This window comes from Roseovarius sp. MMSF_3350, assembly GCF_030733425.1.
Taxonomy (GTDB): Bacteria; Pseudomonadota; Alphaproteobacteria; order Rhodobacterales; family Rhodobacteraceae; genus Roseovarius.
Genome location: NZ_JASHIZ010000012.1, coordinates 53,654 through 79,442, shown reverse-complemented (window position 1 = coordinate 79,442; position 25,789 = coordinate 53,654). Strand labels below are relative to the sequence as shown.

Sequence of the window (25,789 nt, the reverse complement as noted above, 5' to 3'; positions counted from 1 at the left end):
ATGAGGCGAGACGATGGACGACAAGAACGCGAATGGCAAATTGAAGGCGGTGCTGGAGTTCGGGCCGGTGCTGGGTTTCTTTGTGGCTTACCTGATGCTGAAGGACCGTGTATTCACGATCGGCGCGACAGAATACGAGGGCTTCATCGTCATCACGGCGGTGTTCATCCCCGTTCTGCTGGCTTGTACTGCGCTGATGTGGAAGCTGACCGGGCACCTGTCGAAGATGCAGATCCTGACGGCGGTGCTGGTGGTAGTGTTCGGCGGCATGACCGTGTGGCTGAACGATCCGAAGTTCTTCCAGATGAAGCCGACGATCATCTACCTCTTTTTCGGCACGGTTCTGGGCGTGGGGCTGTTGCGGGGTCGGTCCTATCTGCAATACGTGATGGACGGCCTGATGCCTCTGACGGACGCGGGCTGGATGATCCTGACCCGCCGGATCACGATCTTCTTTTTCGCCATGGCGGTGCTCAATGAACTGGTCTGGCGCACGCAAAGCGAGGAAACCTGGGTCTATTTCAAGACCTTCGGCCTGATGGCGGCGATGTTTGTGTTCTTCATGATGCAGGGCAAGCTGATCGCCGAGCACGGGACAGACGACGCCGGCAAGTCCTGAGCCCTTATTCCGCCCTTTGTTGCGGCCTCTGCGGGCGGTATTAGAGAGGGGCCAAACTTTTGCCCCAATCATACTTCACGCAGACACCATGACATACGCAGTGATCTCCCGCGTCCAAGGCGCTTTCGCCTCCATTCCGCCGATGCGGGCCGAGACGCTTCTTCCTCTTGTGATCATGCTGATCCTGTGGATCGGGCTCAACGGGTCGGGGATGCCGGAGGACAGGGTGTTTGTTCTGGTTCTCGTCCTGGCGCAGACACATGCGGTCTGGCGCAGTCTGCCCAACGCGGCGCGTCATTTGACCGACGGCTATCGCGCCAGGATGGTCTGGCCGGTGGTGGTCGTGACCGCACTCGCGGCAGTGCAACTGGGGGTCGGTGATCCACTTTTCAGCCAGCGCCTGCTTTCGGGGGGCTGCATTTTCGTGCTTGTGATCATGCTGATGGGCGTCCGGCGCGAGCAGGAGGTCATGGCGCGAATGATGCACAACGTGACAGAGGGGCGGCCGGTCTCACTGCTGCGCGTCAACGCCTGCTTCGCGATGGTCTTTCTGTGCGTGAACGAGGCATTGATCGCGACCGGCTCGCTTGTGGTGTGGATGTCCGCGATGATGGTCGCGGCGTTTTTCATCCATTTTGCCTATTGGTTCATCGTGCTGCTTGTGATCCCGCCTGAAGACAGCCTCGCCTGAGGCGGCCGGGACAGAAACGGAACCGACGCGGGCCCGTTTCTAGGCCAGGGCATGAGCCGCGACCAGCGCGGATCTTGCATCCCGGGAAGCAGTGTCCGCAGATGGGTCAGGCTGGTCTGCTCGGGCTGGCGCAGAAGCGCGCGGTAGAAGTCGAAAAGCCCGTCGCGCAGGTAGGTCGACCAATGACAATAGAACCGCGCGCGTCCCGGCGCCACGCGAAACCCAGCCCTTTCGAGAGACGGGAGCGTGTCGGGATGGTCGAGTTGAACGGTCAGGGTGTTGGGTCGCTGCGGCAGGGCCTGGGCCAGGCTGCGGTCGCCATGCTCGGGGGCGGAGATCAGCCGTTCGAGCAGGAAATCGAAAAGATCGTTCTCTCGGGTTGTGACGCTGATGATTTCGGCGGCACGGCCGGCTGCGCTCTCGATGGCGGCGCGCGCGGCGGCGCCATATTCGGCGCCGTTCAGCAAAAGGACGCGCGCGACGGCGCCGGCAGGAAGGCGGGGCAGGGCGCCGAGGGCGACGCGCGCACCAAGAGAATGAGCAACGAGGTGAACCGGACGATCGGGAGCGATCTGCCGTATCATCGCAATAAGGTCTGCAAGGCAACGACCGGCCGCCTCAGCCTGCTTGTAGGCGTTCCAGATCGTGCCCCGGGCCGACCAGCCGAAGCCGATGGCAAGCCCTTCTGCGGGGTCGCCCGCGCCGAAGCCCAGCCCCCGGGGCCAGCTTTTGGCTTTCCACGTTCGGATGTTGGGATCGAGCGCAAGGATGTGGTTGTGGGGGCAGGACGCGGGATGTCCGGGGGCGTATTTGAAGCCGTGGGTCATCAGCACGACCGGACCGGGGCGCCGGAGCGCCCGACGCAGGGCGGGCAGAATCGGCTGGGCGGCGCCATGAAGACGTGGACCAAGAGGCGTGGCGTCGATCTGCAAAAGCGGCATTTTCGACCCTTTCTACTACATCTTGTGGGCAGCAGTTACTCCAGCCATATGACGGTTGGTTGAAGCTAGGGTTACAGCACCGTGACGCTGCTGCAGGGACACAGCCGAGCCGCGCAGCTACGGGTTGACGGGAAACGCACGGGGGCGTAGAGCAGAAGCGTGGCGATTTGTTACCGGATTGCGGGCCACGTTAAACATCTCCGCTAAAGAGGTCAGGATGAAAGTCCCCTTTCGCTTGACCGGCTTGGGGACTTTATTTTTTGGGCGGATCGCCCGGAGGTCGATGATGAAAAACGAGTGGAAGAGACGCACCAAATTGGTGCATGGCGGCACGCGGCGCAGCCAGTACGGCGAGGTGAGCGAGGCGATATTCCTGACGCAGGGCTTTGTCTATGACAGCGCGGAGGCCGCAGAAGCGCGGTTCGTGCAGGCGGGCGATGACGAGTTCATCTATGCCCGCTACGGCAACCCGACCGTGGCGATGTTCGAGGACCGAATCGCTGGCCTGGAGGGCGCTGAGGCCGCCTTTGCCACGGCAAGCGGCATGGCGGCAGTGAGCGGAGCGCTGATCTCGATGCTGAAGGCCGGCGATCACGTTGTGTCGGCGCGGGCGCTGTTCGGTTCGTGCCTCTACGTGCTGGAGGAGATCCTAACGCGCTATGGCGTGGAGGTGACATTTGTCGACGGCACCGACGTGGAGGCGTGGCGCGCGGCGGTGCGGGAGGACACCAAAATCGTGTTCTTCGAGACCATCGCCAACCCGACGCTGGAGGTGGTGGACGTGGCGGCAGTGGCCGAGATCGCCCATGCGGTAGGGGCCAAGGTGGTGGCCGATAACGTCTTTGCAACGCCGGTTTTTTCGAGGGCACTGGAACAGGGTGCCGACGTGGTGGTCTATTCCGCGACCAAGCATATCGACGGGCAGGGCCGTGCACTGGGCGGTGTGATCCTCGGGACAGAGGAGTATATTCGCAAGACGGTCGAGCCTTACATGAAGCACACGGGCGGTTCGATGTCGCCGTTCACCGCTTGGGTGATGCTGAAGGGGCTGGAGACGATCGACCTGCGAGTGCGCGCGCAGGCCGACAACGCGCTGGCCATCGCCGATGCGTTGCAGGGCCATGCGGGGCTTGAGCGCGTGATCTATCCCGGGCACGCCAGCCACGCGCAGCACGAGTTGGTCAAGCGCCAGATGGGCAAGGGCGGTACGGTGATCGCCCTGGATATCAAGGGCGGGCAAGCGGCGGCGTTCCGGTTTCTGAACGCGTTGGATATCGTGGTCATCTCGAACAATCTGGGCGACGCGAAATCCATCGCCACGCATCCGGCGACGACGACGCACCAGCGCCTTTCGGACGAGCAGAAGGATGTACTGGGCATCACGCCGGGGCTGGTGCGGCTGAGCGTGGGGATCGAGGATGCCGAGGACTTGATTGCCGACGTGATGCAGGCGCTGGAGGCGCTCTGAGAGGGCGTTTCTGCACCTCGGCATTGCGTCGGTATCACGTCGGTATTGCGTCGGTGGCCGGCCCGTGGGCCGGCCTCGCGACGGGGAACCGGGCGATCAGGTTTCGGGACAGTCGAGCAATTCGTGGGTTGGCCAGTCGTCCTCGCGCAGCACCTCGCCTGTTTCCAGGATCGACTTGAGGTTCGACAGAACCGCCGGCCAGCCTTCGCGCACGCTCTGGTCCATCGGCGAGCCGGGTTCGAGTTCGGCATGGCGGACGGTGAGCTTGGTGTCGGGGCCGAGAGCCACCAGTTCGTATGTGACGCGCGAGCGCTTTTCGGGGGTGTCGGCCTCTTTGCCGAAGGCCCAGCTCCAGACCATGCGGGTGGGCGGGTCGATCTCGATCACCCGGCCGCGAATGTCGACCGTGCCCTCGGCATCGGTGCGGACATGTTCCCACGGCGCGCCTTGCTTCCATGTGGAGCGATTCTCGTGGCCCCAGTAGCGGCGGGTGAGTTCGCCGTCGATCAGGCCGTTCCAGACGGTGTCGATATCGGCGCGGATGAAGACGGCGTAGACGAAGTCCGATGCCGTGGGTTCGCCGGTGGAGGCGCGGGTGTCGTGCGAGGAGGAGAACGTATCAGCCATTGCGTTTGGTGTCCTTCTTGTCCATGTCGGTTGGGTCTTCAAGGCGGGTCTTGAATTCGGCCAGCGCGTCGAGGCGGGCATCTTCGAACTTGCCGACCCAGCGGTGAACGATGCCGGTCAGCGGTACGGGATTGAGAAAATGGCGCTTGTTGCGCCCCTCCCACTCGGCGGTGACCAGGTTCGCGGCCTCGAGGATCGCGATGTGCTTGGCCACGCCTTGCCGTGTCATCGGGGCGCCTTCTGCAAGTTCGGAAAGGGTGAGGCCGCCCTTGAGAAAGAGCCGGTCGAGCAGGGCGCGCCGGGTCGGATCGGCGAGGGCGTGAAAAACATCGGTCATGAAGGCACGAATATGCAACTGAATGGTTGCATGTCAAGAGCCACTTCGGGAGCGGAGCGCCCCCGGCGGATGATCCGCAGTCGCCATGCGAAGGTGATCCGGGCTGTCGCGTTTGGCGTAAATTCATTCGAGACTGGGATTTCGCGCGCGCGCGTTATGTGATAGACGGCAGAACACAAGGGGATGGCCGCTGATGAATATCCAACGGACCAAGCTGGGCGAGGTACTGGACCGGGAAGACGCCGCGCAGGCGTTGTCGGTGCTGCGGGCGTGGGCGGCGAGCGCCAGCCCGGAGGAGGTGGCCGACCTGGACCCCGCAATTGCCCGGCTTTTGCCGCGCGGGGAGGTGTCAAACTATCCCGCGCTGAGCCGGACCTATCCGGAAAACTTCAAGCCCGATGCCGCCTATCGGGCTACGCTGCCCGATTTGCAGAATGGCCCGGCCTCGCTGATCAAGGGGGCGCGGCAGCAGTTGCAGCACGTGGGCATCTCGAATTTTCGGCTGCCGATCCGGTTTCACACTCGTGAGGGCGGTGACCTGACGCTCGAAACCTCGGTGACCGGGTCGGTCAGCCTGGAGGCCGAGAAGAAGGGCATCAACATGTCCCGCATCATGCGCAGCTTTTACAAGCATGCCGAGCGGACCTTCAGTTTCGAGGTGATCGAATCGGCGCTGGACGACTACATCTCGGATCTGGACAGCATTGATGCGCGGATCCAGATGCGGTTTTCCTTCCCCATGAAGATCACTTCGCTGCGGTCGGGGCTGGAAGGTTACCAGTATTACGATATCGCGATGGAGCTGGTGGAGCATGACGGCGTGCGCCGCAAGTTCATGCATCTCGATTATGTCTATTCCTCGACCTGCCCCTGTTCCCTGGAATTGAGCGAGCATGCGCGGCAGGCGCGGGGGCAACTGGCCACGCCGCATTCCCAGCGGTCGGTCGCGCGGATTTCGGTCGAGGTGGTGGGCGAGGATTGCCTGTGGTTCGAGGACCTGATCGAACTGGCCCGCACGGCGGTGGCGACCGAAACGCAGGTCATGGTCAAGCGCGAGGACGAACAGGCCTTTGCCGAACTGAACGCGGCCAACCCTATTTTCGTGGAGGATGCCGCGCGGCTGTTTTCCAAGCAGTTGCTGAACGACGCGCGGATCGGCGATTTCCGTGTGATCGCCAGCCATCAGGAAAGCCTGCACAGCCATGACGCGGTCAGTATCACGACCCAGGGCGACACGTTTGCATCGGAAAGCCTGGACCCGAAACTGTTTACCACGCTGTTTCACGTCGGGTGAGCGGCATGGCGGCGTCCCGGCGCGGTTTATGCTGAAACCTTTGGCAAAAGCCCGCCGGAAAGCGATGCAAGGTACGCTGCAAAGCGGCATAGTCTTTTCTGCGTTTGCAAAGATGTTATAAATTCCGTGCAATTTATGCCCGAAAGGGCGATTCAAAACGGGATGGAGCAATGGATTTTTATTCGGCACCCCTGAGGGCGTCTTTGACGGGCCTGCAACTAAGCGGGATGATCGTGGAAAAGCAGCTGCGACTGATGCAGGTGGTCGGACGCGCCGCCTATGAATCGCAGCTTCGGTTCATGGGCGTGACCTTTGGTCTGCCTGGTCTGGCACCGGTCGGGGCGGAACCCGCCGCAAAGGCGCGACCGGCGGCGAAAGCCAAGGCAAAGCCGGCTGCCCGGAAGACGGCATCGAAACCGGCGGCCAAACCCGCGCCCAAGGCGGAGCCCAAACCGGCGGCGAAGACGGCCGCGAAGACAAGCACCAAGCCCGCCGCGAAACCTGCGACCAAGGCTTCGTCCAAGCCGGCGCAGAAACCGGCCGCCAAGCCTGCGAGCAAGTCTGTCCCGGCAGAAACCAGCGCCAAGGCGGCACAGCCAGCACAACATACGCCCGCCGCGGCACCGGCTTCGCAACCCGCAACACAAGCGGTCGCAAGCCCCGCGCCGAGCAACGTGACGACCTTTCCGAAACCCGAGGCGGCGACGGACAAGGACAGCGGGGCAAAGCGCCCGCGTCAGCCCTCGGCCCCACCGGCGATGCCCGAACGCTCGGACAACGCCGGAAAGGCTGCCGACTCTTAACACGCGGCTTCGGCCGGAATGTAGCAAAGGCGCGGTCACTGCAGAGGCGGTGGCCGCGTTTCTCGTTTTCCGGCAATGACTGCACGCGGAAGGCTTGTTCGGATCGTCAAGCATTGCACTTGGCGCAAACCGGGGCTTCCACCTTGTAGGTGGTAGGGCGTGGTCTGCAGGTATACCTGTCTACCAGGGAGGAAACTGTAAGATGAACATGGAGTTTCCAGTATGGCTACCACCACGACCAATCCTAATTACGAAAATGGTCTCATCCGCCTGTTCCGCACAGTTGCCGAGCAGTTGAAAAAACTCACGCAGGCAATGACGCGCGACACACAGACCGAATGGGCGGCCTGAGCGACATTGACGCCGGGCCGGGTTGCCGGCCCGCGCCTGTCAGCGGGGCACTGCCCCGCCGTGAAGGGAAGAACCTTCAGCAGTCCTGACGACGAAGCCGCCCTCCGGGACGCCTGCCAAGGCATCTGTCCCCGAAGGCGGTTCGAGTCCGGAGATTGCGGAATCGGGGGCGCGACCCGAGAGGCCCCGAGTTGATCCGACGTGCCGTCCGCGGACCGGAGAGACGCGCTTTCAGCCGGAATTTCAAAAAGATGCAGGTGACTCTTGATGCTCCCGCACCTCCGGGTATGGCGGGTGCGTTCGTGTCGGCTGACGTGGACCGAGCGGGGTTGCACCAGTTGCAAGCCAGGGTTTCCAGTATGACAGTGGTGCTGACCGATCGTTGGACCTACCTTGGTGTCAGGGAGGAAACCGAAGCAAAACTTTTGAGGTTTCCAAATGGCGACTAGCACAACCAATCTTGACCACGGCGGCTTTTTCACCCGCGTGTTCCACGGCATCGTGGAACGGTTCGACCAGCACGCCCGCATCATGTCGCGCCGTGGCCTGATCGAGGAACTCAGCGCGAAAAGCGACGAGGAACTGCAACAAATGGGCATCAAGCGCGAAGACATCGTGCGCCACGTGTTCCAGGACCTGTTCTACGCCTGACGACCTTGTCCGACCTTCGGGGGTTCCGGCCGTGCCGGGCCCTCGCGGAGCGGCTTGACATAATTCAGTACCGGGGCCAAGGCTTCGCTCCATGGTGGACTTTCGCCCGGTTGGATATGTGATTGGCCTGACGGTCATGGCGCTGGGCTTGGCGATGGTCCTGCCGATGATGGTGGATATCGCCGAAGGGCGCGAACACTGGCAGATCTTCGCGGAAAGCGCGATCCTGACGGTTCTTGCAGGGGGGCTTGTGGCCCTGTCCTGCCGCAACGGGGTCCGCGAGGGCCTGACGATCCAGCAGACCTTTCTTCTGACGACGGGCGTCTGGGTCATCCTGCCGATCTTTGGCGCGATGCCTTTTATGTTCGGCGCGACCAATTCCACGCTCGTTGACGCCTTCTTCGAGGCGATGTCCGGTCTGACCACCACCGGTGCGACCGTGCTGACAGGGCTGGAGACATTACCCAAGGGCCTGAACCTGTGGCGCGGCATTCTGCAATGGCTGGGCGGCATCGGCATCATCGTCGTGGCGATGGTGTTCCTGCCCGAACTGCGTGTGGGCGGCATGCAACTCTTTCGGTCGGAGGCGTTCGACACGATGGGGAAGATCCTGCCGCGGGCGACCGAGATCGCGTCGCGTATCTCGGTGATTTACCTCGGGCTAACGCTGGCCTGCATCGCCTGTTACATGATGACCGGCATGAACACGTTCGACGCGACGATGCATGCGCTGACCACCGTGTCGACCGGGGGCTTTTCGTCCTACGATGCCTCGTTCGGTACCTTCCGGGGGCCCGCGGAGTGGGTGGCGACGGTGTTCATGATCCTCGCCGCGCTTCCGTTCGTGCGCTACGTGCAGTTGCTGGCGGGCAGCAACGCGGTTCTGAAGGACAGCCAGGTACGCGGGTTCCTGATCACGCTGACTTTCCTGACCGTCGGCACCGCCGGGGTGCTGTTGACGATGTTCCCGCATCATCCCGAGCAGGCCCTGCGGGAGGCCGCGTTCAACATCACCTCCATCATCAGCGGAACGGGATATTCCAGCGTGGATTACATGGGCTGGGGCCCATTGCTGGTTTCGGTGTTCTTCTTCGTCGGGCTGATCGGGGGCTGCGCCGGGTCGACCAGCTGTTCGATCAAGATATTCCGGTACCAGCTGCTTTTCGCGTCGGTACGGTCGCAACTCCAGCGGATCTACTCGCCGCATGGCGTGTTCACGCCGCGATATGACGGACGGCCGATTTCCGAAGACGTGCTGAGCTCGGTCATGTCGTTCTTCGTTTTCTTCGTGGTCACGATGGGGCTGGTTTCGGTTGCGCTTGGCATGACCGGGCTGGATTTCACCACGTCCGTGTCCGGTGCCGCCTCGGCGCTGGCCAATATCGGCCCGGGCCTGGGAGAAGTCATCGGACCGGCGGGCACCTACAAGCCGCTCAATGACACGGCCAAGTGGATCCTGATCGCCGCGATGCTTATCGGCCGGCTGGAACTGCTGGCCGTCTATGCCATCTTCACCATTTCTTTCTGGAGGGCCTGATGACCCAGCGACCGCTTGGCGCACAAATCTCGCACATGTTGAAGGCCCGCGGGGTCGATGTGATCTTCGGCATACCCGGCGTGCATAACGTCGAAATGTATCGCGGTATCGAGGAGGCCGGAATTCGCCACGTGCTGGCGCGGCATGAGCAGGGGGCGGGTTTCATGGCCGACGGTTATGCCCGCGCGTCGGGCAAGCCGGGGGTGGCCTACGTGATCACCGGGCCGGGGTTGACCAACATCATGACGCCGATGGGGCAGGCCTATTCGGACAGCGTGCCGATGCTGGTGATCTCGAGCTGCCTGGACGAGACGGCGGCGCGGCGCGGGCAGCTTCATCAGATGATAGATCAGGAAGGGGCGGCACGCTGCATCTGCGACTGGAGCTTTGAGGTAAAGTCGGCGCAGGCGACCTGTGGTCTTGTCGAACGGGCGTTCAACGAGTTCGCGGCGGCGCGGCCCCGGACGAAACACATCCAGGTGCCCATCGCTTTGGGCGGAAGCCTGGCCGACCCGGCGCCGCAACCGGTGGCTTCGCGACCGACACCCGCCGTGGCACGGGCCAGCGATGTCGAGAGGGTCGCGGAGGCCCTGCGCGGCGCGAAGACACCGATGATCCTGTTCGGAGGCGGAAGCGCAAGGGCCGGGGCGGCGGCGCGGGCCGTCGTAGAACGCAGTGGCGCGGCGATGATGACGACCTATGCCGGGCGTGGCGTGGCAGGGGCCGATCTGCCGCTCGATTTCGGGGCCTATCTGGCGAGGCCGGACAGCGCCGAGGTCATGGCCAGGGCGGATCTCGTGCTGGTCGTGGGATCGGAACTGTCGGAGATCGACCTTTGGCGCGATGAGCTGGGTCACAAGGGGCAGATGATCCGTGTGGATATCGATCCGGTCGAGCTGGACCACCCGCATGCGGATTTGTCGATCCTGTCGGACGCGGGCGCGTTCCTGGAGGCGCTTGCCGAGGCATTGGACACCGAAGCCGCGCCGAAATGGGATGCCGCGACGGTGGCCGCGACCAAGGCGCGCTGGCGGGCGGAAGTGGTGGCCGAGCGGCCCGGCATCGTGCCGGTGGTCGAGGCGCTGCACGCGGCATGCCCGGCGGAGACGATGATCTATTCCGACATGACGCAATTCGCCTATGCCGCCAAGGAAGTCTGGCCGATGGATCGCCCCGGCCATTGGCATCATCCCTTTGGCTATGGCACGCTGGGCTATGGAATGCCCGCCGCCATAGGGGGAGCCATCGCGCGGAACGGCCAGCCGACCCTGGCGATCTGCGGCGATAGCGGGTTTCAATACACGGTGCAGGAACTGGGCACGGCCGTGGAACACGGCCTGCCGCTGCCGATCGTCCTGTGGGACAACGGCAAGCTGAAAGAGATCGAGGATGCGATGATCCGTTCGCAGATCGCGCCCAACGCGGTGGTTGCAAGAAATCCGGACTTCTGCGCGCTGGCGAAAGCCTACGGCGCCCATGCCGTGCAGCCCGGCAGCCTGGAGGAAATGGGTCAGGCGGTGCGCGCGGCCTTCGACGCGGATCGCCCGACGCTTATCCACGTGCAAGCCGGAATTGCAGGGTAGGCTTTGGACAGACGGGTTATCGGGAGGGTGAAGCCGGGCTGTTGCCCGGTCTTCCGTCTCTTCGGAAAACAGCCGGTTCGAAATGGTCGGGCTGCTCAGTAGACGTCGTTATAAGGGCTATAGCTGACGATGTAGGCGGGGCAGCCGGGGCGGGCGGTGTTGATGATGAGGTACCACACGACTTCGCCGCCGCGGCCGGCGCGGGAATATTCGCATCCCTTGGGATGGGTCCACCACTGCCCCTGGTGGTTCAGGGCCGGCGCGGCGTTTCCATTGCCTGCGAGGTGCAGCGAGGCGGCCACGTCTGACGACAGGTCGGCCTGTGCCGTCGATGCGAAGGAAGCGCAAAGCGCGGTTGCGCCCAGAACGATTGATTTGAACATTTCGGTCCACTCCAGATACACGGCCGATCGTTACGGCCAACGCCCGCACCACCCGAGGGGGGTATCGGGGCCTGGAACGGTGTGCATTGGGCCGAAACATGGCCTTACGGCGAAGTTCCCGTTCAATTTTAGCGGTATTGCCGCGACTACTCCCAGCAGCTGACCAGAACGGTCATGCCCGAGGCGCGTTCCGACAGGCTTTCGGGCGGCATCTGGCCGTTGCCATTGGTTGCGGATGGCGTGACGCCGGCCTGTTCCAGAACCCGGCGGATCGTCTCGGCATTGGCGGCAAAGCTGACGCCGTCGGGCAGTTGACGGCTGCCATCGCGGGCCGGCAGAAGCATCCCGACCACGGCGCCGCCCGCATCCACGACCGGCCCGCCGGCATCCCCTTCCAGTGCATTCAGGGCAAGCCGCTTCATCTCCTGTTCGCCGTTCAGGCCGCGGACATCGGCCAGCTGGCCGAAAGTGACCGAGGGCGCGCCAAGGACGCCGCCATAGGAATAGCCCGCGACAGCCACGTCCGACTGAAGGCGGGGAATGTTCTGCTGGAAGGCCGCCACGCCCAGCGGCGCCAGCGGCGTGCGCGGGCGCAGAACCGCGATGCCGGTCTCGTCGTTGACGGTCTGGACTTCGGCCTCGATGGTTTCGTCAAGGGTGATACGCCCACAGGATGCGACCACTTCGGTCGTGGTGACGACCGTTCCGGATCGGTCGACGTAGAACCCCGAACGCGAAATCTTGGGCTTGCGGATTTCCAGTCCTGCGACGAGGTCGATGCTTTGCACTTCGTTGGCGCCGGCCGCCGGGTCGAGCACCATGTCGAGCCGCGAGAAGCTCTCTTGCATCTCGCCAAGCATCCGGGTGCGGCGCTCTTCGTCGCCGGCGGGCCAGACCACGGTAAATCCCTTGATGTGACCGTCGCGCAGCCATGCCTGGGTATGCGAAATCGTATAGGCGTTCTCACCGATCAGGGTGAAGGAATCGCCGTCGAGGTTGCGCGGTCCGTCCTGCGGCACGATCTCCAGCGTCTGCATGATGTCGTAAAGGCCCGCGAGGGTGGCGCGATCGCCGGCCTGGCTGATCAGCAGAACCTTTGCGTCGATGTCGCCCGTGGCGTCGTAATGGGCGAAGGGGGGTTCGTATTTCGAGAATTCCACGACCCCGGTCGGCAGTTTCATCGAGATGCCCGCGCCTGTGTCGCGGACGACGCGGAGGTCCAGACCTTCGAGGACCGCGTTGTATTGCCGGAAGAGTTCGGCGCGCTGACGGGTGGTCAGAACGCCCGTGGCCTCGAAATTGTTCGCTTCCTGCCAGCGGGCCATCGAGCCGCGCGTGCCCTGCCCGAACGCGGCGTCGATCTTGCCGCCGTAGAAGCCGGCCCATTTCAGCGCCTCCTGGAGAGCCTCGCGTTCCTCGCGGGTCAGACCCGCCTCGCTTGCCCGGGCCTCGCGCACCGTCTCGTCCGATGGTTGCGGCTCCGGGTCAGGCTGGGGCAGCGTCTCGGCGGTGGTGGTTTGCTGCTCTGCACCTTGGGTCGCGCTGTCAGTGGCGGTGCTGTCGGTCACCTCCTGCGTCGGGCGGTTCAGGACGTTGGCGCCCACCGGCCAGAACTGACGATCATATTCGGACGCCTCGGCAATGTAGCTGTCGCGCGGAATCAGACGGGACGACCGCAGGTTGCGCAGGATCGTGTTGGCATCCTCTTCGCTGTATGGGCCGAGCGCGATCCCGTACCAGCCGCCGCCCAGGGCAAATCCGTTCACGTCCTGCATCCGGCCCGAATACCGGCGCAAACTGGCCTCGGCCTGAGCGAGGCTGGGTTGCGCCTCGATCTGGATGAAGACCTGAGCCTTTGCGGCAATCGGCGCCACAAGGGTGACGGCCAGAAATGCGAGGGTTAGAAAGATGCGCGACATGTACGTCCCTTGCCGAGATTGATGTTGTTTCTGCTCTTCCCCGCTTTTTAGCAAATCTGCGGGCGGGTGCATCCTAAATATGGCGTTTCAGGACAATTGACCCCTGGGTAAGAGCGCCGTAGGGAAGGGGCGAGGATCACGAGGGGCGACCCGGAGGGAAATCCATGATCGACAGCAGCGGCAAACCGCGGTCATTCCAGGAAATCATCCTGCGTTTGCAGGCCTACTGGGCCGCGAAGGGCTGTGCCGTGATGCAGCCATACGACATGGAAGTAGGCGCTGGCACGTTCCACCCGGCCACGACGCTGCGGTCGCTGGGCGCGCGTCCCTGGGCCGCGGCCTATGTGCAGCCGTCGCGCCGGCCGACGGACGGGCGCTATGGCGAAAGCCCGAACCGATTGCAGCACTATTACCAGTACCAGGTGCTGATCAAACCCAGCCCGCCGGATCTGCAGGCGCTGTATCTGGGCAGCTTGGAGGCCATCGGCATCGACATGGAGACGCACGACATCCGCTTTGTCGAGGATGATTGGGAAAGCCCGACCCTGGGTGCCTGGGGCCTTGGCTGGGAAGTCTGGTGCGACGGAATGGAGGTGAGCCAGTTCACCTATTTCCAGCAGGTGGGCGGGCATGATTGCCACCCGGTCTCGGGCGAGCTGACCTACGGGCTGGAACGGTTGGCGATGTACGTTCTGGGCGTGGATCACGTGATGGACATGCCTTTCAACGACCCCGATGCGCCCATCGCGCTAAGCTATGGCGACGTGTTCCTGGAGGCCGAGGCGCAGTTCGCACGGTGGAATTTCGATGTGGCGGACACCGATGTGTTGCTGCGCCATTTCGTCGAGGCCGAGGCCGAGTGCGACCGGATCCTCAGCGAGCCTGACGAGGACCCCAAGACCGGCCGCCGGATCGTCATGGCGCTGCCCGCCTATGACCAGTGCATCAAGGCCAGCCACATCTTCAACCTGCTAGACGCCCGCGGCGTGATCAGCGTGACCGAGCGGCAGGCCTATATCGGGCGTGTCCGGGCGCTGGCCAAGAAATGCGCCGATGCCTATGTGCTGACTGCCGATGGCGGCTACGCGGCATGAGGCCGGACGCGGGGCAGGGGTGATGGGCAAGGTCATCGGGATCGGGATCGTCATGAGTGCACTCTTGGCCGGGGCGGCCATGTATTACCTTCAGGTTTACCATTTCTACGAGCCGGTCGAGGCGACAGGCACCGATGACGTACGGATGGTGAACCTTGCCACAAACGCGCCCGAGGCGGTGCTTTACGAGGATTTCCAGGCCATCGACGCGGCCAGCAGCCCGATCCGCTATCGCGCCTGTTTCACGACCGAGATGAGCCAGGCGATGCTGACCGAGACTTACGAGATGTACGAGGACGCAGAACCGCTGACAGCGCCGGGCTGGTTTGATTGTTTCGATGCCGAGGCGATTGCCGACGAACTGGAGGCGGGCACTGCGCTGGCGTTCCTGGGTGAAAAGAATATCGGTTATGGAATTGACCGCGTCGTGGTCGTCACCGAGGACGGTCGCGGCTATGCCTGGCACGAGCTGAACGAGTGCGGCGACAAGGCCTATGACGGCACCGTGGTGGGCGAGGAATGCCCGCCGCGCGAGGGCGCAGCAGAAAATTAAGCAACAAACCAAGGAACTCTGAGGCCGCTTCGCACGCTTCCCTATCAATGCTTCATTGCAGCGGAGGACGCGTTATGGCCGATCAGAGAGCACCCGACTGGGTCATTCCGATGATGCGGGCGGGCTATTCCGCAAGGGGGCTGGTCTATCTCATTCTCGGTGGGCTGACGATGTCCGCCGCTTTGTGGGGCGGCAATACAGAGGGCACCGAGGGTGCGTTACAGACCCTGCGCGATGCGCCGTTCGGTCAGGTTCTGCTGTGGCTCGTGGCCTTCGGCTTCATCTGTTACGGCATCTGGCGTTTCATCGCGGCGTATTTCGACCTTGAAAACCGAGGTGACGAGGAAAAAGGCGTACTTCAACGGCTTGCGCTGGTCGTTACCGGGCTGATCCACGTGGGCCTTGGCGTCGGGATGGCCACGGTTGCGATGGGCGTCGGTGGCAGTTCGGGCGGTGACGGTGCTTCGGACTGGACTGCGAAGGTTCTGCAGATGCCTGGTGGCAAGTGGATCGTCGGGATCGCCGCGCTCGGTATTCTTGGCGCGGGGATTCACTATGTCATCAAGGGCTGGAAGAAGAAGTACAAGCGGTACATCCAGAACAACGAGAAGACGCAAAAGCTTGAGCCGCTGCTGCGCTGGGGGTTTGTCAGCTACGGCATCGTGCTGGCCATCGTGGGCGTGTTCCTGGGCTTTGCCGCGATAAATTCCGACCCGTCCTCGGCGATGGGCCTTGGCGGAGCGCTGGACTATATCCGCGGTCTGACCGGTGGGCGGATCCTGCTGGGCGTGATCGCGCTGGGCATCATCGGCTTTGGTGTCGAGAACTTCGTCGAGGCGCGCTATCGGATCGTGCCGGGCGTGGACGATAGCAGCGACATTCAAAGCATGGCGCAGGCCGCCAAGGCGAAGGCCGAGTCCAAGGCGCGGGCTGCCACTGCCGGCTAATTGCCGTCTATCGGCTTGCCGCGCCGTGGCAGGCCCGTTAAGCACCGGGACGTTGACCCAAGACGTTCCGGTGACATCATGCCCGACCTTCTGATCGAACTTTTCTCCGAGGAGATCCCGGCCCGGATGCAGGCGCGGGCCTGTGACGACCTGAAAAAGCGGATGACCGACGGGCTGGTCGAAGCGGGCCTGACCTATGCCGGGGCTGCGGCCTTTGCCACGCCGCGGCGGCTGACGCTGGCGCTGGAAGGGTTGCTGTCTGAGAGCCCGACGCTGCGCGAGGAACGCAAGGGGCCGCGCGTGGATGCGCCCGAGAAGGCGATCGAGGGGTTTCTGCGGGGTGCCGGCGTGACGCGCGACGACCTTGAGGTGCGCGACGAGAAAAAGGGCAAGGTTTATTTTGCCACCGTCACCAAGCCCGGTCGCCCTGCGGCGGAGATCGTGGCCGAGGTTCTGGACGACACGATCCGTAATTTCCCGTGGCCCAAGTCGATGCGCTGGGGCGCGGGCAGCCTGCGTTGGGTGCGGCCCCTGCATTCGATCCTGTGCATCCTGACGGACGACGCGGGCGAGGCGCAGGTCGTGCCGCTGGAAGTGGACGGCATCAAGGCGGGCGACAGCACCGAAGGGCACAGGTTCATGGCGCCGGGGCGGTTTTCCGTCACGTCCTTCGAGGATTACGCGGCGAAGCTGAAGCGCGCCCGTGTGGTGTTGAACCCCGAGGAACGGTCGGGCCACATCTGGCAGGAGGCCACGAACCTGGCCTTTGCCCGTGGTCTTGAGGTGGTCGAGGACAAGGGGCTGTTGCAGGAGGTCGCGGGGCTGGTGGAATGGCCCGTGCCGCTGATGGGCGAGATCGGGGCCGAGTTCCTGGACCTGCCGCCCGAGGTGCTGCAATCGTCGATGAAAGAGCACCAGAAGTTCTTTTCGGTGCGCAACCCGAAGACGGGCCGGATCGAGCAGTTCGTGACGGTTGCGAACCGCGAAACCGCCGACGAGGGCGCGACGATTCTTGCGGGCAACCAGAAGGTGCTGGCCGCGCGGCTGGCGGATGCCAAGTTCTTCTGGGAGAACGATCTGCGCATCGCGAAAGAGGGCATGGGGCCGTGGCTGGAAAGCCTGGAGAACGTGACCTTCCACAACAAGCTGGGCAGCCAGGCCGAGCGGATCGCCCGCATCGCGGCCTTGGCACGGGAAATCGCGCCGGTGGTGGGCGCTGATCCTGACCTGGCGGAACAGGCGGCGAAGGTGGCGAAGGCCGATCTGAGTTCGGAAATGGTCTACGAATTCCCCGAATTGCAGGGGATCATGGGGCGGTATTACGCCGCCGAGGCGGGCTTGCCCGAGGATGTGGCGGCGGCCTGCGAAGAGCATTATGCGCCGCTTGGGCCGTCTGATGCGGTGCCCTCGCGTCTTGTCTCGGTCACCGTGGCGCTGGCGGACAAGCTGGATACGCTGGCGGGGTTCTGGGCGATCGATGAAAAGCCGACGGGGTCGAAAGACCCCTATGCGCTGCGACGGGCGGCGTTGGGGGTGATCCGGCTGGTGCTGGAGAATGATATTAAGTTCTCACTTAGTCCCAAACTTCGGCACTCGGTGTTTTCAGTGTTTGCTTCTCTCGCACGCGATTACAAAGTTGCACAGCTTGAAGTCCATCCTGGCGACGGAGATCAGTTTGTGCTGTTGCCATTCCATGACGAGCTATACAATTTTGAGGGAAGAAACGCAGTTGAGGCTGCTGCGACAGCTGGGAAATTAGCTTTCGCAGATTGGTCACATAGCGCTATGAGCTTCGATCACAATACCGCGGTACAGGCGAAAGATGTTGCCTTGTATTCAGACGAAATTCTCTCCTTCTTCCACGACCGCCTGAAGGTCTACCTGCGCGATCAGGGCATCCGTCATGACGTGATCGACGCCTGCATCGCGATGGAGGGCAACGATGACCTCGCTCTGCTGGTGAAGCGTGCCCGGGCCTTGCAGGATGTCCTGCAGACTGAGGATGGCGAGAATCTCGTGCAGGGCTTCAAGCGGGCGAACAACATCCTGACACAGGCCGAGGAGAAAGACGGGGTCGAGTATTCCTTTGGCGCGGATCCGAAGTTCGCCGAGGACGACACCGAAAAGGCGCTGTTCGCGGCCTTGCAGGACGCGGAGAATACCATCGCCGCAGCCGAGAAGGGCGAGGATTTCGCCCGTGCCATGGCCGCGATGGCCGCGTTGCGCGGGCCGATCGACGCGTTCTTCGAGGCGGTGCAGATCAATTCCGACAATGAAATCCTCCGGCGCAACCGTCTGAACATGCTGCATTCCATCCGCCAGATCTGCCTTCAGGCCGCGGATTTGCGGCGGCTGGAAGGGTAATGGGGCAAACCGCTGCGGGCCTTCCGACAGGACTTGCCTAATAATTCGGCTTGCGTATTCTGCGGGCCAGAAAAGGAAATGCCGCAGTGCAGCAGGGCCCTGAACATATCACGCCGATCACTCCAGACGCGCCGATCGCGATTCCGACGCATGGCGGACGGGCCAAATGTCTGCAACGGCTGGTCCGGCTGGAGCTGCCGGTTCCGCGCACGGTTGCGCTGTCTTTCGACGCGGTGAGATGCATCGCGGACGGCGAAGTGCCGGACATGGCCGCGTTGCTGGACCCGTTCGGCGACATGGCGTTGCTGTGCGTGCGGCCCTCGTCCGAAGACCCCGATTGGGGCGGGCCGGGGGCTGTCCTGAACATCGGAATGAACGACGCGCGCTATGTCGACCTGTCGGATCTTATCGGCAAGCCGGCGGCGGCCACGCTTTACCTGCGCTTCGTGCAGGCCTACGCCGTGCATGTCGCGCGGGCCGATCCGGACATGTTCGACACGCTTGACGACGATCCTGTCAAGGCGGTCGGACAGGCGCTTGCCGCCTACGAGGACGAAGTCGAGGAAGAGTTTCCGCAGGATGCCAAGGTGCAGTTGCTGGGTGTGCTGCGCTCGATGGCGCGGGCGTGGCAGGGCACCACGGCGCGGCTGTTGCGGCAGGCCAAGGGAGCGCCGGCCGATGCGGGTCTTGGCCTTGTCGTACAGGAAATGGCGCTGGGGCTGGGCGAGGGCGAGTGCGGGTCGGGCGTGATGCAGCTGGTGGACAGCACGACGGGCGACCGGCGCTGCACCGGACGCTACCTCAGCCAGAGCCAGGGCCGCGAGGCGCTGAAGGCGACCAAAGAGGCGCTCTACCTGCAGAAGGATCCGCGCGGCCCCTCGCTCGAAGAACTGGCCCCCGAGGCCTTTGCGCGGCTGAAGCAATGCACCAAATTGATGCGCGAGAAGCTGTGCGAAGAGATGCAGGCCGAGTTCACCATCGAGAACGGCGAGGTCTACCTGCTGGACGGCGTGCGCGTGGCGCGCAACGCCCGCGCGGCGGTTGCCATCGCGGTGTCGCTGGCCGAGGACGGTATCATCACGCGCGAGGAAGCGCTGATGCGGATCGAGCCGCGGGCACTGAACGAATTGTTGCACCGCCAGATCGACCCGGACGTGCGGCGCGACGTTCTGGCCAAGGGAATCGCCGCCAGCCCCGGTGCCGCGACCGGCAAGATCGTGTTCAGCGCCGAGGAGGCGCAGGCAGCCGACTCGCGCGGCGAGGCGGCGATCCTTGTGCGGCGGGAGACCAGCCCCGAGGACATCCGCGGGATGCATGCCGCCGCGGGCGTGCTGACCGAGCGTGGCGGGATCACCAGCCATGCCGCCGTGATCGGGCGCGGCATCGGCAAGCCCTGCGTTGTCGGCGCCTCGGCCATCACCTTTCAGATCAAGCGAAAGCGGCTGGTCTTTCCCGACGGGCGCAGCCTGCAATCCGGAGACCGGATCACCATCGACGGCACCAGCGGAGAGGTCCTGGCCGGCGAGCCGCGCCTGCTGGAAGCGGCGCGGGACGAGACCTTCAAGACGCTGATGAGCTGGGCCGACGAGGTGCGCGATATAGAGGTGCGGGCCAATGCCGACACCCAGGCCGACGCCGAACTGGCCCTGACCTTCAAGGCGCAGGGCATCGGGCTGTGCCGGACCGAGCACATGTTCGTGGAACCCAGCCGCCTGGTGGCGATGCGCGAGATGATCTTTGCCGATACCAGCGAGGACCGCGCCTCGGCGCTGGAGGTGCTGCTGCCTATGCAGCGCGCGGACTTCATCGATCTTTTCCGCATCATGTCGGGAATGCCGGTGTGCATTCGCCTGTTCGACCCGCCGCTGCACGAATACCTGCCCGCGGACCGCGAGGGGATTCGCGAACTGGCGGACGCGCTGGACCTGCCGGTGGCGGACGTGACCGAGCGGGTCGAGTCGATGGGAGAGTACAACCCCATGCTGGGGATGCGCGGTGTCCGGCTGGGCATCGCCGTGCCGGAAATCTACGAAATGCAGGCGCGGGCCATCTTCGAGGCGACGGTCGCGGCCAGCAAGGAAGGCGACCCGGTCGTGCCCGAGATCATGATCCCGCTGGTGTCGGCCATGCGCGAGGTCGAACTGGTCCGGCAGAATGTAGACAATGTCGCCGACGCGGTGCGCCGCGAGACCGGCCGCAATTTCACCTATCGCCTGGGTGTCATGGTGGAAACCCCGCGCGCCGCGCTGAGAGCCGCGGAAATCGCGCCGCATGTGGCCTTCCTCAGCTTCGGCACCAACGACCTGACGCAGATGACCTATGGTCTCAGCCGCGACGACGCGGGCCGGTTCATGTCGCACTACGTGCAGCAGGGCGTCTATCCCGAGGACCCGTTTCACGTGCTGGACGTGGACGGGGTGGGCGAATTGCTGGAAATCGGAGCGCGTCGGGGACGCGAGGTGACACCCGATCTGACCCTGTCGATCTGCGGAGAACACGGCGGCAACCCCGAATCGATTGCCTTCTGCCGGACGGCGGGATTCGACTATGTTTCCTGTTCGCCGTTCCGGGTTCCGGTGGCGCGACTAGCTGCCGCACAATTGGCCGTGAAGGACAAGATCGGGTAGACCCCGGGCGGATCGTCGCCACATCTGCGGCAGATCCCTGCCGGTTTCCGTCCGTACCCCCTGACGCATAGCTGCCTTGAGCCGGCCCGGTCTGGACGATTTTAACTTATTGCTTTAGGCGCTTGCGACTTGACGGGCCCGTAGGGTCATAAATTGAAGGAGGCGAGCCTTGAAGATCCTCGCAACAGTCTTTTCGATGGTGTTTGCGACCGCTGCCGTGGCGGAACAGGACATCAACCGTCTTTATGCGCACGAGAACCGCGTGCTGAGCTCGATCCCCGAGGACATGGTGGCGCGTTATATGGAACGTCCCGGCGTGGACGTGACCTATTCACGGACCTGGCTGGCCGCGCAGTCGGCCCAAGCGGGCGGCAAGCAGTGGCGTTGCCTGGCCGAGGCGCTGTATCACGAGGCCCGCGGTGAGAGCGTCAAGGGCCAGTTCGCGGTGGCGGAGGTCATCATGAACCGCGTCGACAGCGCCCGCTTTCCCGATACGATCTGTGGTGTCGTGCATCAGGGCACCGGGCGCAAGTATCAATGCCAGTTCACCTACACCTGTGACGGACACAGCGACCGTATCAACGAGAAGCGCGCCTTCGAGCGGGCGGGTAAGGTGGCCTCCCTGATGGTGAAGGGCGCCAAGCGCCAGTTGACCGATGGGGCGACGCATTACCACACCAAGGCGGTGCGTCCGAAATGGTCGCGCACCTTCGCCCGGACGACGACGATCGGGGTGCATCACTTCTACCGCATGCCGACGCGCATCAGCTCGAACTGAGGCGCGGAGAATCCGGTTGACATGCAGGCCCGCGCGTTTAAAAGGCGGGCTTCATGACGAATTTCGCGGGGTGGCTGACACCTCGCCGCAGGAGAGATACCCATGGCGAAGCCGACCACTATCAAGATCCGCCTGAACTCGACCGCCGGCACGGGCCACTTTTATGTGACGAAGAAGAATGCCCGCACCATGACCGAGAAGATGTCGGTGCGTAAATACGACCCCGTCGCGCGCAAGCATGTCGAATACAAGGAAGGCAAGATCAAGTAGGATCTTCCCTCCGAGCGTTTTCAAGGGCCGTGCCAATGGGTGCGGCCTTTTGCTTTGGGGGCTTTCAAATGGTGCGCGCCGAGACGCGGCGACCGCCCCGGACCTGATCCGGGGGCGTTTGCGGCGGGAGGTCCCGGGTCAGGCCCGGGACGGGTGATCTGGAAGCCAGCGATCACGAAAAAGGGCCGGTCTGATGACCGGCCCCATTGTTCGTTTCAGCCTGGTGCGCTGTGGTTATTCACGCTGGCCCAGCAGGTTCAACAGCAACATGAACATGTTGATGAAGTCCAGGTACAGCCGCAGGGCGCCCATGATGGCGGCCTTGCCCAGCCATTCGCTGTCGCCATGGTGGGCGTGCGCGAGATACTCGTTCTTGATCGATTGCGTGTCATAGGCGGTCAGACCCGCGAAGATCAGCACGCCGATGGCCGAAATCGCGAACATGAGTTCGCTCGACCCGATGAAGATGTTGACGATCGACGCCACGATCAGGCCGATCACACCCATGATCAGGAAGCTGCCCCAGCCGGAGATGTCCTTCTTGGTGGTGTAGCCCCACAGCGACAAACCTGCGAAGGCGGCGGATGTGGCCAGGAAGACCTGCGCGATCGAGAAATCCGTGAAGACCACGAAGATGTACGAGATCGACACGCCCATCACGACCGAGAAGGCGTAGAAGAACAGTTGGGCAGCGGCCGCCGACAGCTTGTTGATCACCGCGCCGAAGGCAAAGACCATGATCAGCGGCGCGAACATCACGATCCAGCGGGTGATGCCGGTGAACAGCGTTTCCATCATCGCAGCGTTGTTGCCCACGGCCCAGGCGGCCGCAAAGGTCAGCAACATGCCGATCGACATGGTGCCGTAGACCTTGTTCATGTGGGCGCGCAAGCCTTCGTCGATCGCGGCGGTACGCGCACCAGTTGCCGTCCGGATCGTTTCGAATTGAGCCATTAAAGCCTCCGAGTAAGTGTCCCTATTGAAACCCGTAGAGGGGTTTGCATGGAATATCGGTTGCCCGCAGCCACTTTTCAAGCAAATCCGGACGAAAGTCGCGCGGAAACAGTCGGTTCAGGCTTCAGCGGCGAAAGATGTCCCAAATTGGCCGGCGCGCCTCGGCGTCTGCCTCTGCTCGGGTCAGACCTATGTCGTCCAGCGCATGATCGTCGAGCCGGGCCAGTGCGCGGCGTTGGCGGTAAAGTTCCAGCGCGTCGAGCAGACTGGGACGGGGGCTGGCGCGAAATGGACCATGGCGGCGGTGCGAGAGGGTGGGCATGACAATATCCTTTCAGTTTTCGTGATGAAACACGACGCGGCATGAATTCTGTTGATATAAATGGCATCTCTGGTATTATTTGAAAAATGAATGTTTGATCGGTGTTTCATCAGGGAATGTGATGTATGAGAAATCTGGACGTGACAACCTTGCGCTCTTTTCTCGAAGTGGCCGAGCAAGGCGGCGTGACGCGGGCCGCACAGGTGTTGAACCTGACGCAGTCCGCGGTGTCGATGCAGCTCAAGCGGCTTGAAGAGATGCTGGGCATTGACCTGCTTGACCGCAGCAACCGGCGGATTGCATTGACCGCCTCGGGCGAGCAGCTGTTGACGTATGCGCGGCGGATCGTCGACCTGAACGACGAGGCGGTGGGACGCCTGTCGGACGAGATCTATGAAGGCCAGCTGACGCTGGGTGTTCCGCACGACATCGTCTATCCGGTGGTGCCCCGTGTCCTGAAGACGTTCAACAGCATATTCCCGCGGGTGAACGTGGCACTCAAGTCCTCCAGCACGATGAGATTGCACGAGGCCCTGAAAAAGGGAGAGGTCGACCTGATCCTGACGACCGAAAAGGCGCTGACTCCGGGGGGCGAGACGCTGACGACGATGCCGCTCAAATGGGTCGGGGCCGTGGGCGGGCAGGCGTGGCGGAAACGCCCCTTGCGCTTGGGTTTCTGCAACGTCTGCATCTTTCGGGCCACGGTGCTGCGCAGTCTCGACGCGGCGGGCATCGACTGGGAACTGGCCATCGAGTCGGACGAGGACCGCTCGGTCGAGGCGCTGATCAGCGCGGACCTTGCCGTTGGGGCCCTGCTGGAGACCAGCATTCCGCCACACCAGGAAGCGATCAACGCGCAAGGGGCGTTGCCGGATCTCGGGTTTCAGCAGATCAACATGTACGGTGCGACCAATCGCGATGAGATCACGCGGCAACTGGCCGACCTTGTACGGCAGGGGTTCCGGGCGACCGCGCCGACGCTTCTGCGGCAGGCGTGACCCCGGCGGCCTATTTCATCGTGACGACGACCTTTCCGGTGGATTTGCGCGTGCGCATCAGGTCCAGACCTTTCTGAGCGTCCTTCAGGGGCAAGACGTGGCTGATATGAGGCTTCAGCCGGCCTTCGCGGTACCAATCGAACAGGCGCGCCAGGCTGTCTGTCACGACCTGGGGTCGGAACCCGAGATACCCGCCCCAGTACAGGCCCAGTACCGAGATATTCTTGACCAGCAGGTGGTTGGCCGGGATCTTTGGCACCTCGCCGCTGGCAAAGCCAATGGCCAGAAGGCGCGCTTCCGGGCGGCAGGCCCGCATCGCGGCCTTGAACTGATCCCCGCCGACCGGATCGTAGACGACATCGACGCCGCCAAGCGCACGGCAGGCCTCCCGGATATCTTCGGTCTGGGCGTCGATGACATGGTCGGCGCCGGCCTGTCGCGCGACCTCGAGCTTGTCGGCCCCGCGGGCGCAGGCAATCACGGTCGCGCCCATCAGCTTGCCGATTTCCACCGCCGTGAGACCGACGCCGCCGGCCGCCCCCAGCACCAACAGGGTTTCGCCCGGTTGCAGCCGCGCCTTGTGGTCCAGCGCGACATGGCTGGTGCCGTAGGCGATCTGGAACGCGGCGGCATCTGTAAAGCTCATCGCGTCGGGCAGGGCCACGGCGCGATCGGCGGGAAAACACCCGTGTTCGGCCAGCCCGCCCTGGCCGCCGAAAACCGCGACGCGACTGCCGACCGCCGGCCCCTCGACCCCGTCGCCAAGCGCCTCGACCGTGCCGGCCACCTCCATTCCGAGGGTGAACGGCGTAGGGGGCGTGTCCTGATACTCGCCCTTGAGCATAAGAAGATCAGCGAAGTTCAGGCCGCAGGCGCTGATCCGGATGGCGATTTCGCCCGCGCCGGGAACCGGGCGCGCGATGTCTTGCAGGGTTGCGGTTGTATCGTGCGAATCGATCCTGAACGCGCGCATGGCAAGTCTCCCCGGACAAAAAACCGGGGCGTGCCCGGCACTTCGACCGAATAAACGATAAGCCGAAAAGAAGTCAAATTGCCCCTTGTGGTTGTGCGCATACTATACGAAAGAAGTATCTGCTCGCTTAGATTGTAGGTATAAGGGACCGATCCCTTATTCGGGGTGCAATACTTCTTGCTATGCATACTCGCTCCGCTTACTTTCTGCCCAGTGTCGCTGGGATGCGCGGCCGAATTTTATGGAACGCCTGTCGGAGATATTGTTGTTGACGTCCGGCAGGGCATATGAGGAAAGGATTACCCATGCCGCACCCCGTAGACGTGCATGTCGGGAAACGTATTCGCCACCGCCGCTGGCTCGTCGGTATGACGCAACAGCAATTGGCTCAAAGCGTGGGCATCAAATTTCAGCAAATTCAGAAATATGAAACTGGCGCCAACCGCGTCAGCGCATCGCGGCTTTGGGATATCGCGGATGCTCTGGACGTCGAGGTCAGCTTTTTCTTCGAAGGTCTTGATCACGAGAATGGCGACAAGGAAGTCGGCGACATGATACCGGCTGACCTTTTGGGCGACAAGGAAGCGCTGGACCTGATCCGCTCCTACTATGCCATTCCGGAAAACCAGCGCCGCCGCCTGTTCGACCTTGCCAGGGTTCTGAGCGACGTCGCTTGAGCCGATCTGACAAGCCGTCTATCCATGC

At 63.2% G+C, this 25,789-nt stretch carries 26 protein-coding genes and 1 riboswitch; of the genes, 18 read left to right on the top strand and 8 right to left on the bottom strand.

From position 1 onward, the window contains the following. Positions 1 to 13 precede the first annotated feature (13 nt). Complete coding sequence (locus RBB31_RS12700) at positions 14 to 619, top strand: inner membrane-spanning protein YciB (RefSeq protein WP_306129674.1); 606 nt, start codon at positions 14 to 16, stop codon at positions 617 to 619. 88 nt (positions 620 to 707) lie between these two features. Continuing rightward, positions 708 to 1,310: a hypothetical protein gene (locus RBB31_RS12695; protein WP_306129673.1), complete on the top strand. Its 603-nt coding sequence runs from the start codon at positions 708 to 710 to the stop codon at positions 1,308 to 1,310. On the opposite strand, the gene RBB31_RS12690 is transcribed toward RBB31_RS12695, so the two are convergent. Next, positions 1,259 to 2,251: an alpha/beta hydrolase family protein gene (locus tag RBB31_RS12690; protein WP_306129672.1), complete on the bottom strand. Its 993-nt coding sequence runs from the start codon at positions 2,249 to 2,251 to the stop codon at positions 1,259 to 1,261. The genes RBB31_RS12695 and RBB31_RS12690 overlap by 52 nt on opposite strands. Positions 2,252 to 2,400: 149 nt before the next feature. Continuing rightward, positions 2,401 to 2,479: riboswitch (SAM riboswitch) on the top strand. Between the two features lie 58 nt (positions 2,480 to 2,537). On the opposite strand from RBB31_RS12690, the gene metZ reads away from it, so the two are divergent. Then, positions 2,538 to 3,719 (top strand): O-succinylhomoserine sulfhydrylase, encoded by a 1,182-nt coding sequence (metZ, locus tag RBB31_RS12685; protein WP_306129671.1) that lies wholly within the window; start codon positions 2,538 to 2,540, stop codon positions 3,717 to 3,719. A gap of 96 nt (positions 3,720 to 3,815) precedes the next feature. Here the strand turns inward: metZ and RBB31_RS12680 are convergent, their stop codons facing one another. Both RBB31_RS12680 and RBB31_RS12675 read right to left on the bottom strand, forming a co-directional pair. Continuing rightward, positions 3,816 to 4,346 carry an SRPBCC family protein gene (locus RBB31_RS12680; RefSeq protein WP_306129670.1) on the bottom strand — a complete coding sequence of 177 codons (531 nt, stop codon included), beginning with the start codon at positions 4,344 to 4,346 and terminating at the stop codon, positions 3,816 to 3,818. After that, positions 4,339 to 4,683 (bottom strand): helix-turn-helix transcriptional regulator, encoded by a 345-nt coding sequence (locus tag RBB31_RS12675; RefSeq protein ID WP_306129669.1) that lies wholly within the window; start codon positions 4,681 to 4,683, stop codon positions 4,339 to 4,341. Before RBB31_RS12675 ends, RBB31_RS12680 begins: the two co-directional genes overlap by 8 nt. A 193-nt stretch (positions 4,684 to 4,876) precedes the next feature. Here RBB31_RS12675 and folE2 point away from each other — a divergent pair, with 193 nt between their 5' ends. The 6 genes from folE2 (at position 4,877) to RBB31_RS12645 (ending at position 10,902) form a co-directional block, all read left to right on the top strand. After that, positions 4,877 to 5,977, top strand: coding sequence for a GTP cyclohydrolase FolE2 (gene folE2, locus RBB31_RS12670; RefSeq protein WP_306129668.1), 1,101 nt, complete (start codon positions 4,877 to 4,879; stop codon positions 5,975 to 5,977). Positions 5,978 to 6,147: 170 nt separating this feature from the next. After that, complete coding sequence (locus tag RBB31_RS12665; RefSeq protein ID WP_306129667.1) at positions 6,148 to 6,780, top strand: hypothetical protein; 633 nt, start codon at positions 6,148 to 6,150, stop codon at positions 6,778 to 6,780. A gap of 222 nt (positions 6,781 to 7,002) precedes the next feature. Continuing rightward, on the top strand, positions 7,003 to 7,131 hold the full coding sequence (locus tag RBB31_RS12660) for a hypothetical protein (protein ID WP_306129666.1): 129 nt from the start codon (positions 7,003 to 7,005) through the stop codon (positions 7,129 to 7,131). A 438-nt stretch (positions 7,132 to 7,569) separates the two neighbouring features. After that, a complete protein-coding gene (locus RBB31_RS12655; RefSeq protein WP_306129665.1) occupies positions 7,570 to 7,782 on the top strand; it encodes a hypothetical protein in 213 nt (70 codons plus the stop codon). A gap of 91 nt (positions 7,783 to 7,873) precedes the next feature. Next, complete coding sequence (locus RBB31_RS12650) at positions 7,874 to 9,319, top strand: TrkH family potassium uptake protein (protein WP_306129664.1); 1,446 nt, start codon at positions 7,874 to 7,876, stop codon at positions 9,317 to 9,319. Continuing rightward, positions 9,319 to 10,902, top strand: a complete 1,584-nt coding sequence (locus RBB31_RS12645; protein ID WP_306129663.1) for a 5-guanidino-2-oxopentanoate decarboxylase — start codon at positions 9,319 to 9,321, stop codon at positions 10,900 to 10,902. Before RBB31_RS12650 ends, RBB31_RS12645 begins: the two co-directional genes overlap by 1 nt. A gap of 95 nt (positions 10,903 to 10,997) precedes the next feature. Here the strand turns inward: RBB31_RS12645 and RBB31_RS12640 are convergent, their stop codons facing one another. Both RBB31_RS12640 and RBB31_RS12635 read right to left on the bottom strand, forming a co-directional pair. Further along, positions 10,998 to 11,285 carry a hypothetical protein gene (locus RBB31_RS12640; protein WP_306129662.1) on the bottom strand — a complete coding sequence of 96 codons (288 nt, stop codon included), beginning with the start codon at positions 11,283 to 11,285 and terminating at the stop codon, positions 10,998 to 11,000. A gap of 146 nt (positions 11,286 to 11,431) precedes the next feature. Beyond that, complete coding sequence (locus RBB31_RS12635) at positions 11,432 to 13,204, bottom strand: serine protease (RefSeq protein WP_306129661.1); 1,773 nt, start codon at positions 13,202 to 13,204, stop codon at positions 11,432 to 11,434. Positions 13,205 to 13,368: 164 nt separating this feature from the next. Here RBB31_RS12635 and RBB31_RS12630 point away from each other — a divergent pair, with 164 nt between their 5' ends. From RBB31_RS12630 to rpmG, 7 genes are all read left to right on the top strand, one after another. Further along, on the top strand, positions 13,369 to 14,298 hold the full coding sequence (locus RBB31_RS12630; protein ID WP_306129660.1) for a glycine--tRNA ligase subunit alpha: 930 nt from the start codon (positions 13,369 to 13,371) through the stop codon (positions 14,296 to 14,298). A 22-nt stretch (positions 14,299 to 14,320) separates the two neighbouring features. Next, positions 14,321 to 14,851 carry a DUF6446 family protein gene (locus RBB31_RS12625; protein WP_306129738.1) on the top strand — a complete coding sequence of 177 codons (531 nt, stop codon included), beginning with the start codon at positions 14,321 to 14,323 and terminating at the stop codon, positions 14,849 to 14,851. 74 nt (positions 14,852 to 14,925) lie between these two features. Further along, positions 14,926 to 15,798 (top strand): DUF1206 domain-containing protein, encoded by an 873-nt coding sequence (locus RBB31_RS12620; protein ID WP_306129659.1) that lies wholly within the window; start codon positions 14,926 to 14,928, stop codon positions 15,796 to 15,798. 78 nt (positions 15,799 to 15,876) lie between these two features. Then, positions 15,877 to 18,162 carry a glycine--tRNA ligase subunit beta gene (glyS, locus tag RBB31_RS12615; protein WP_306129658.1) on the top strand — a complete coding sequence of 762 codons (2,286 nt, stop codon included), beginning with the start codon at positions 15,877 to 15,879 and terminating at the stop codon, positions 18,160 to 18,162. Positions 18,163 to 18,248: 86 nt separating this feature from the next. Then, entirely contained in the window at positions 18,249 to 20,789 is a 2,541-nt protein-coding gene (locus RBB31_RS12610) for a putative PEP-binding protein (protein ID WP_306129657.1), read from the top strand. 169 nt (positions 20,790 to 20,958) lie between these two features. Further along, positions 20,959 to 21,567, top strand: coding sequence for a cell wall hydrolase (locus tag RBB31_RS12605; protein WP_306129656.1), 609 nt, complete (start codon positions 20,959 to 20,961; stop codon positions 21,565 to 21,567). A 102-nt stretch (positions 21,568 to 21,669) separates the two neighbouring features. Next, entirely contained in the window at positions 21,670 to 21,837 is a 168-nt protein-coding gene (gene rpmG / locus RBB31_RS12600; RefSeq protein WP_050927593.1) for a 50S ribosomal protein L33, read from the top strand. 234 nt (positions 21,838 to 22,071) lie between these two features. Here rpmG and RBB31_RS12595 read toward each other — a convergent pair whose 3' ends face one another. Both RBB31_RS12595 and RBB31_RS12590 read right to left on the bottom strand, forming a co-directional pair. Continuing rightward, entirely contained in the window at positions 22,072 to 22,791 is a 720-nt protein-coding gene (locus RBB31_RS12595; RefSeq protein ID WP_306129655.1) for a Bax inhibitor-1/YccA family protein, read from the bottom strand. 124 nt (positions 22,792 to 22,915) lie between these two features. After that, positions 22,916 to 23,113 carry a DUF1127 domain-containing protein gene (locus RBB31_RS12590; protein ID WP_306129654.1) on the bottom strand — a complete coding sequence of 66 codons (198 nt, stop codon included), beginning with the start codon at positions 23,111 to 23,113 and terminating at the stop codon, positions 22,916 to 22,918. A gap of 125 nt (positions 23,114 to 23,238) precedes the next feature. On the opposite strand from RBB31_RS12590, the gene RBB31_RS12585 reads away from it, so the two are divergent. After that, on the top strand, positions 23,239 to 24,111 hold the full coding sequence (locus RBB31_RS12585; RefSeq protein WP_306129653.1) for a LysR family transcriptional regulator: 873 nt from the start codon (positions 23,239 to 23,241) through the stop codon (positions 24,109 to 24,111). Between the two features lie 10 nt (positions 24,112 to 24,121). On the opposite strand, the gene RBB31_RS12580 is transcribed toward RBB31_RS12585, so the two are convergent. Further along, complete coding sequence (locus RBB31_RS12580; protein WP_306129652.1) at positions 24,122 to 25,084, bottom strand: NADPH:quinone oxidoreductase family protein; 963 nt, start codon at positions 25,082 to 25,084, stop codon at positions 24,122 to 24,124. Positions 25,085 to 25,389: 305 nt separating this feature from the next. On the opposite strand from RBB31_RS12580, the gene RBB31_RS12575 reads away from it, so the two are divergent. Next, entirely contained in the window at positions 25,390 to 25,761 is a 372-nt protein-coding gene (locus tag RBB31_RS12575) for a helix-turn-helix domain-containing protein (protein ID WP_306129651.1), read from the top strand. The last annotated feature ends 28 nt before the right edge of the window (positions 25,762 to 25,789 follow it).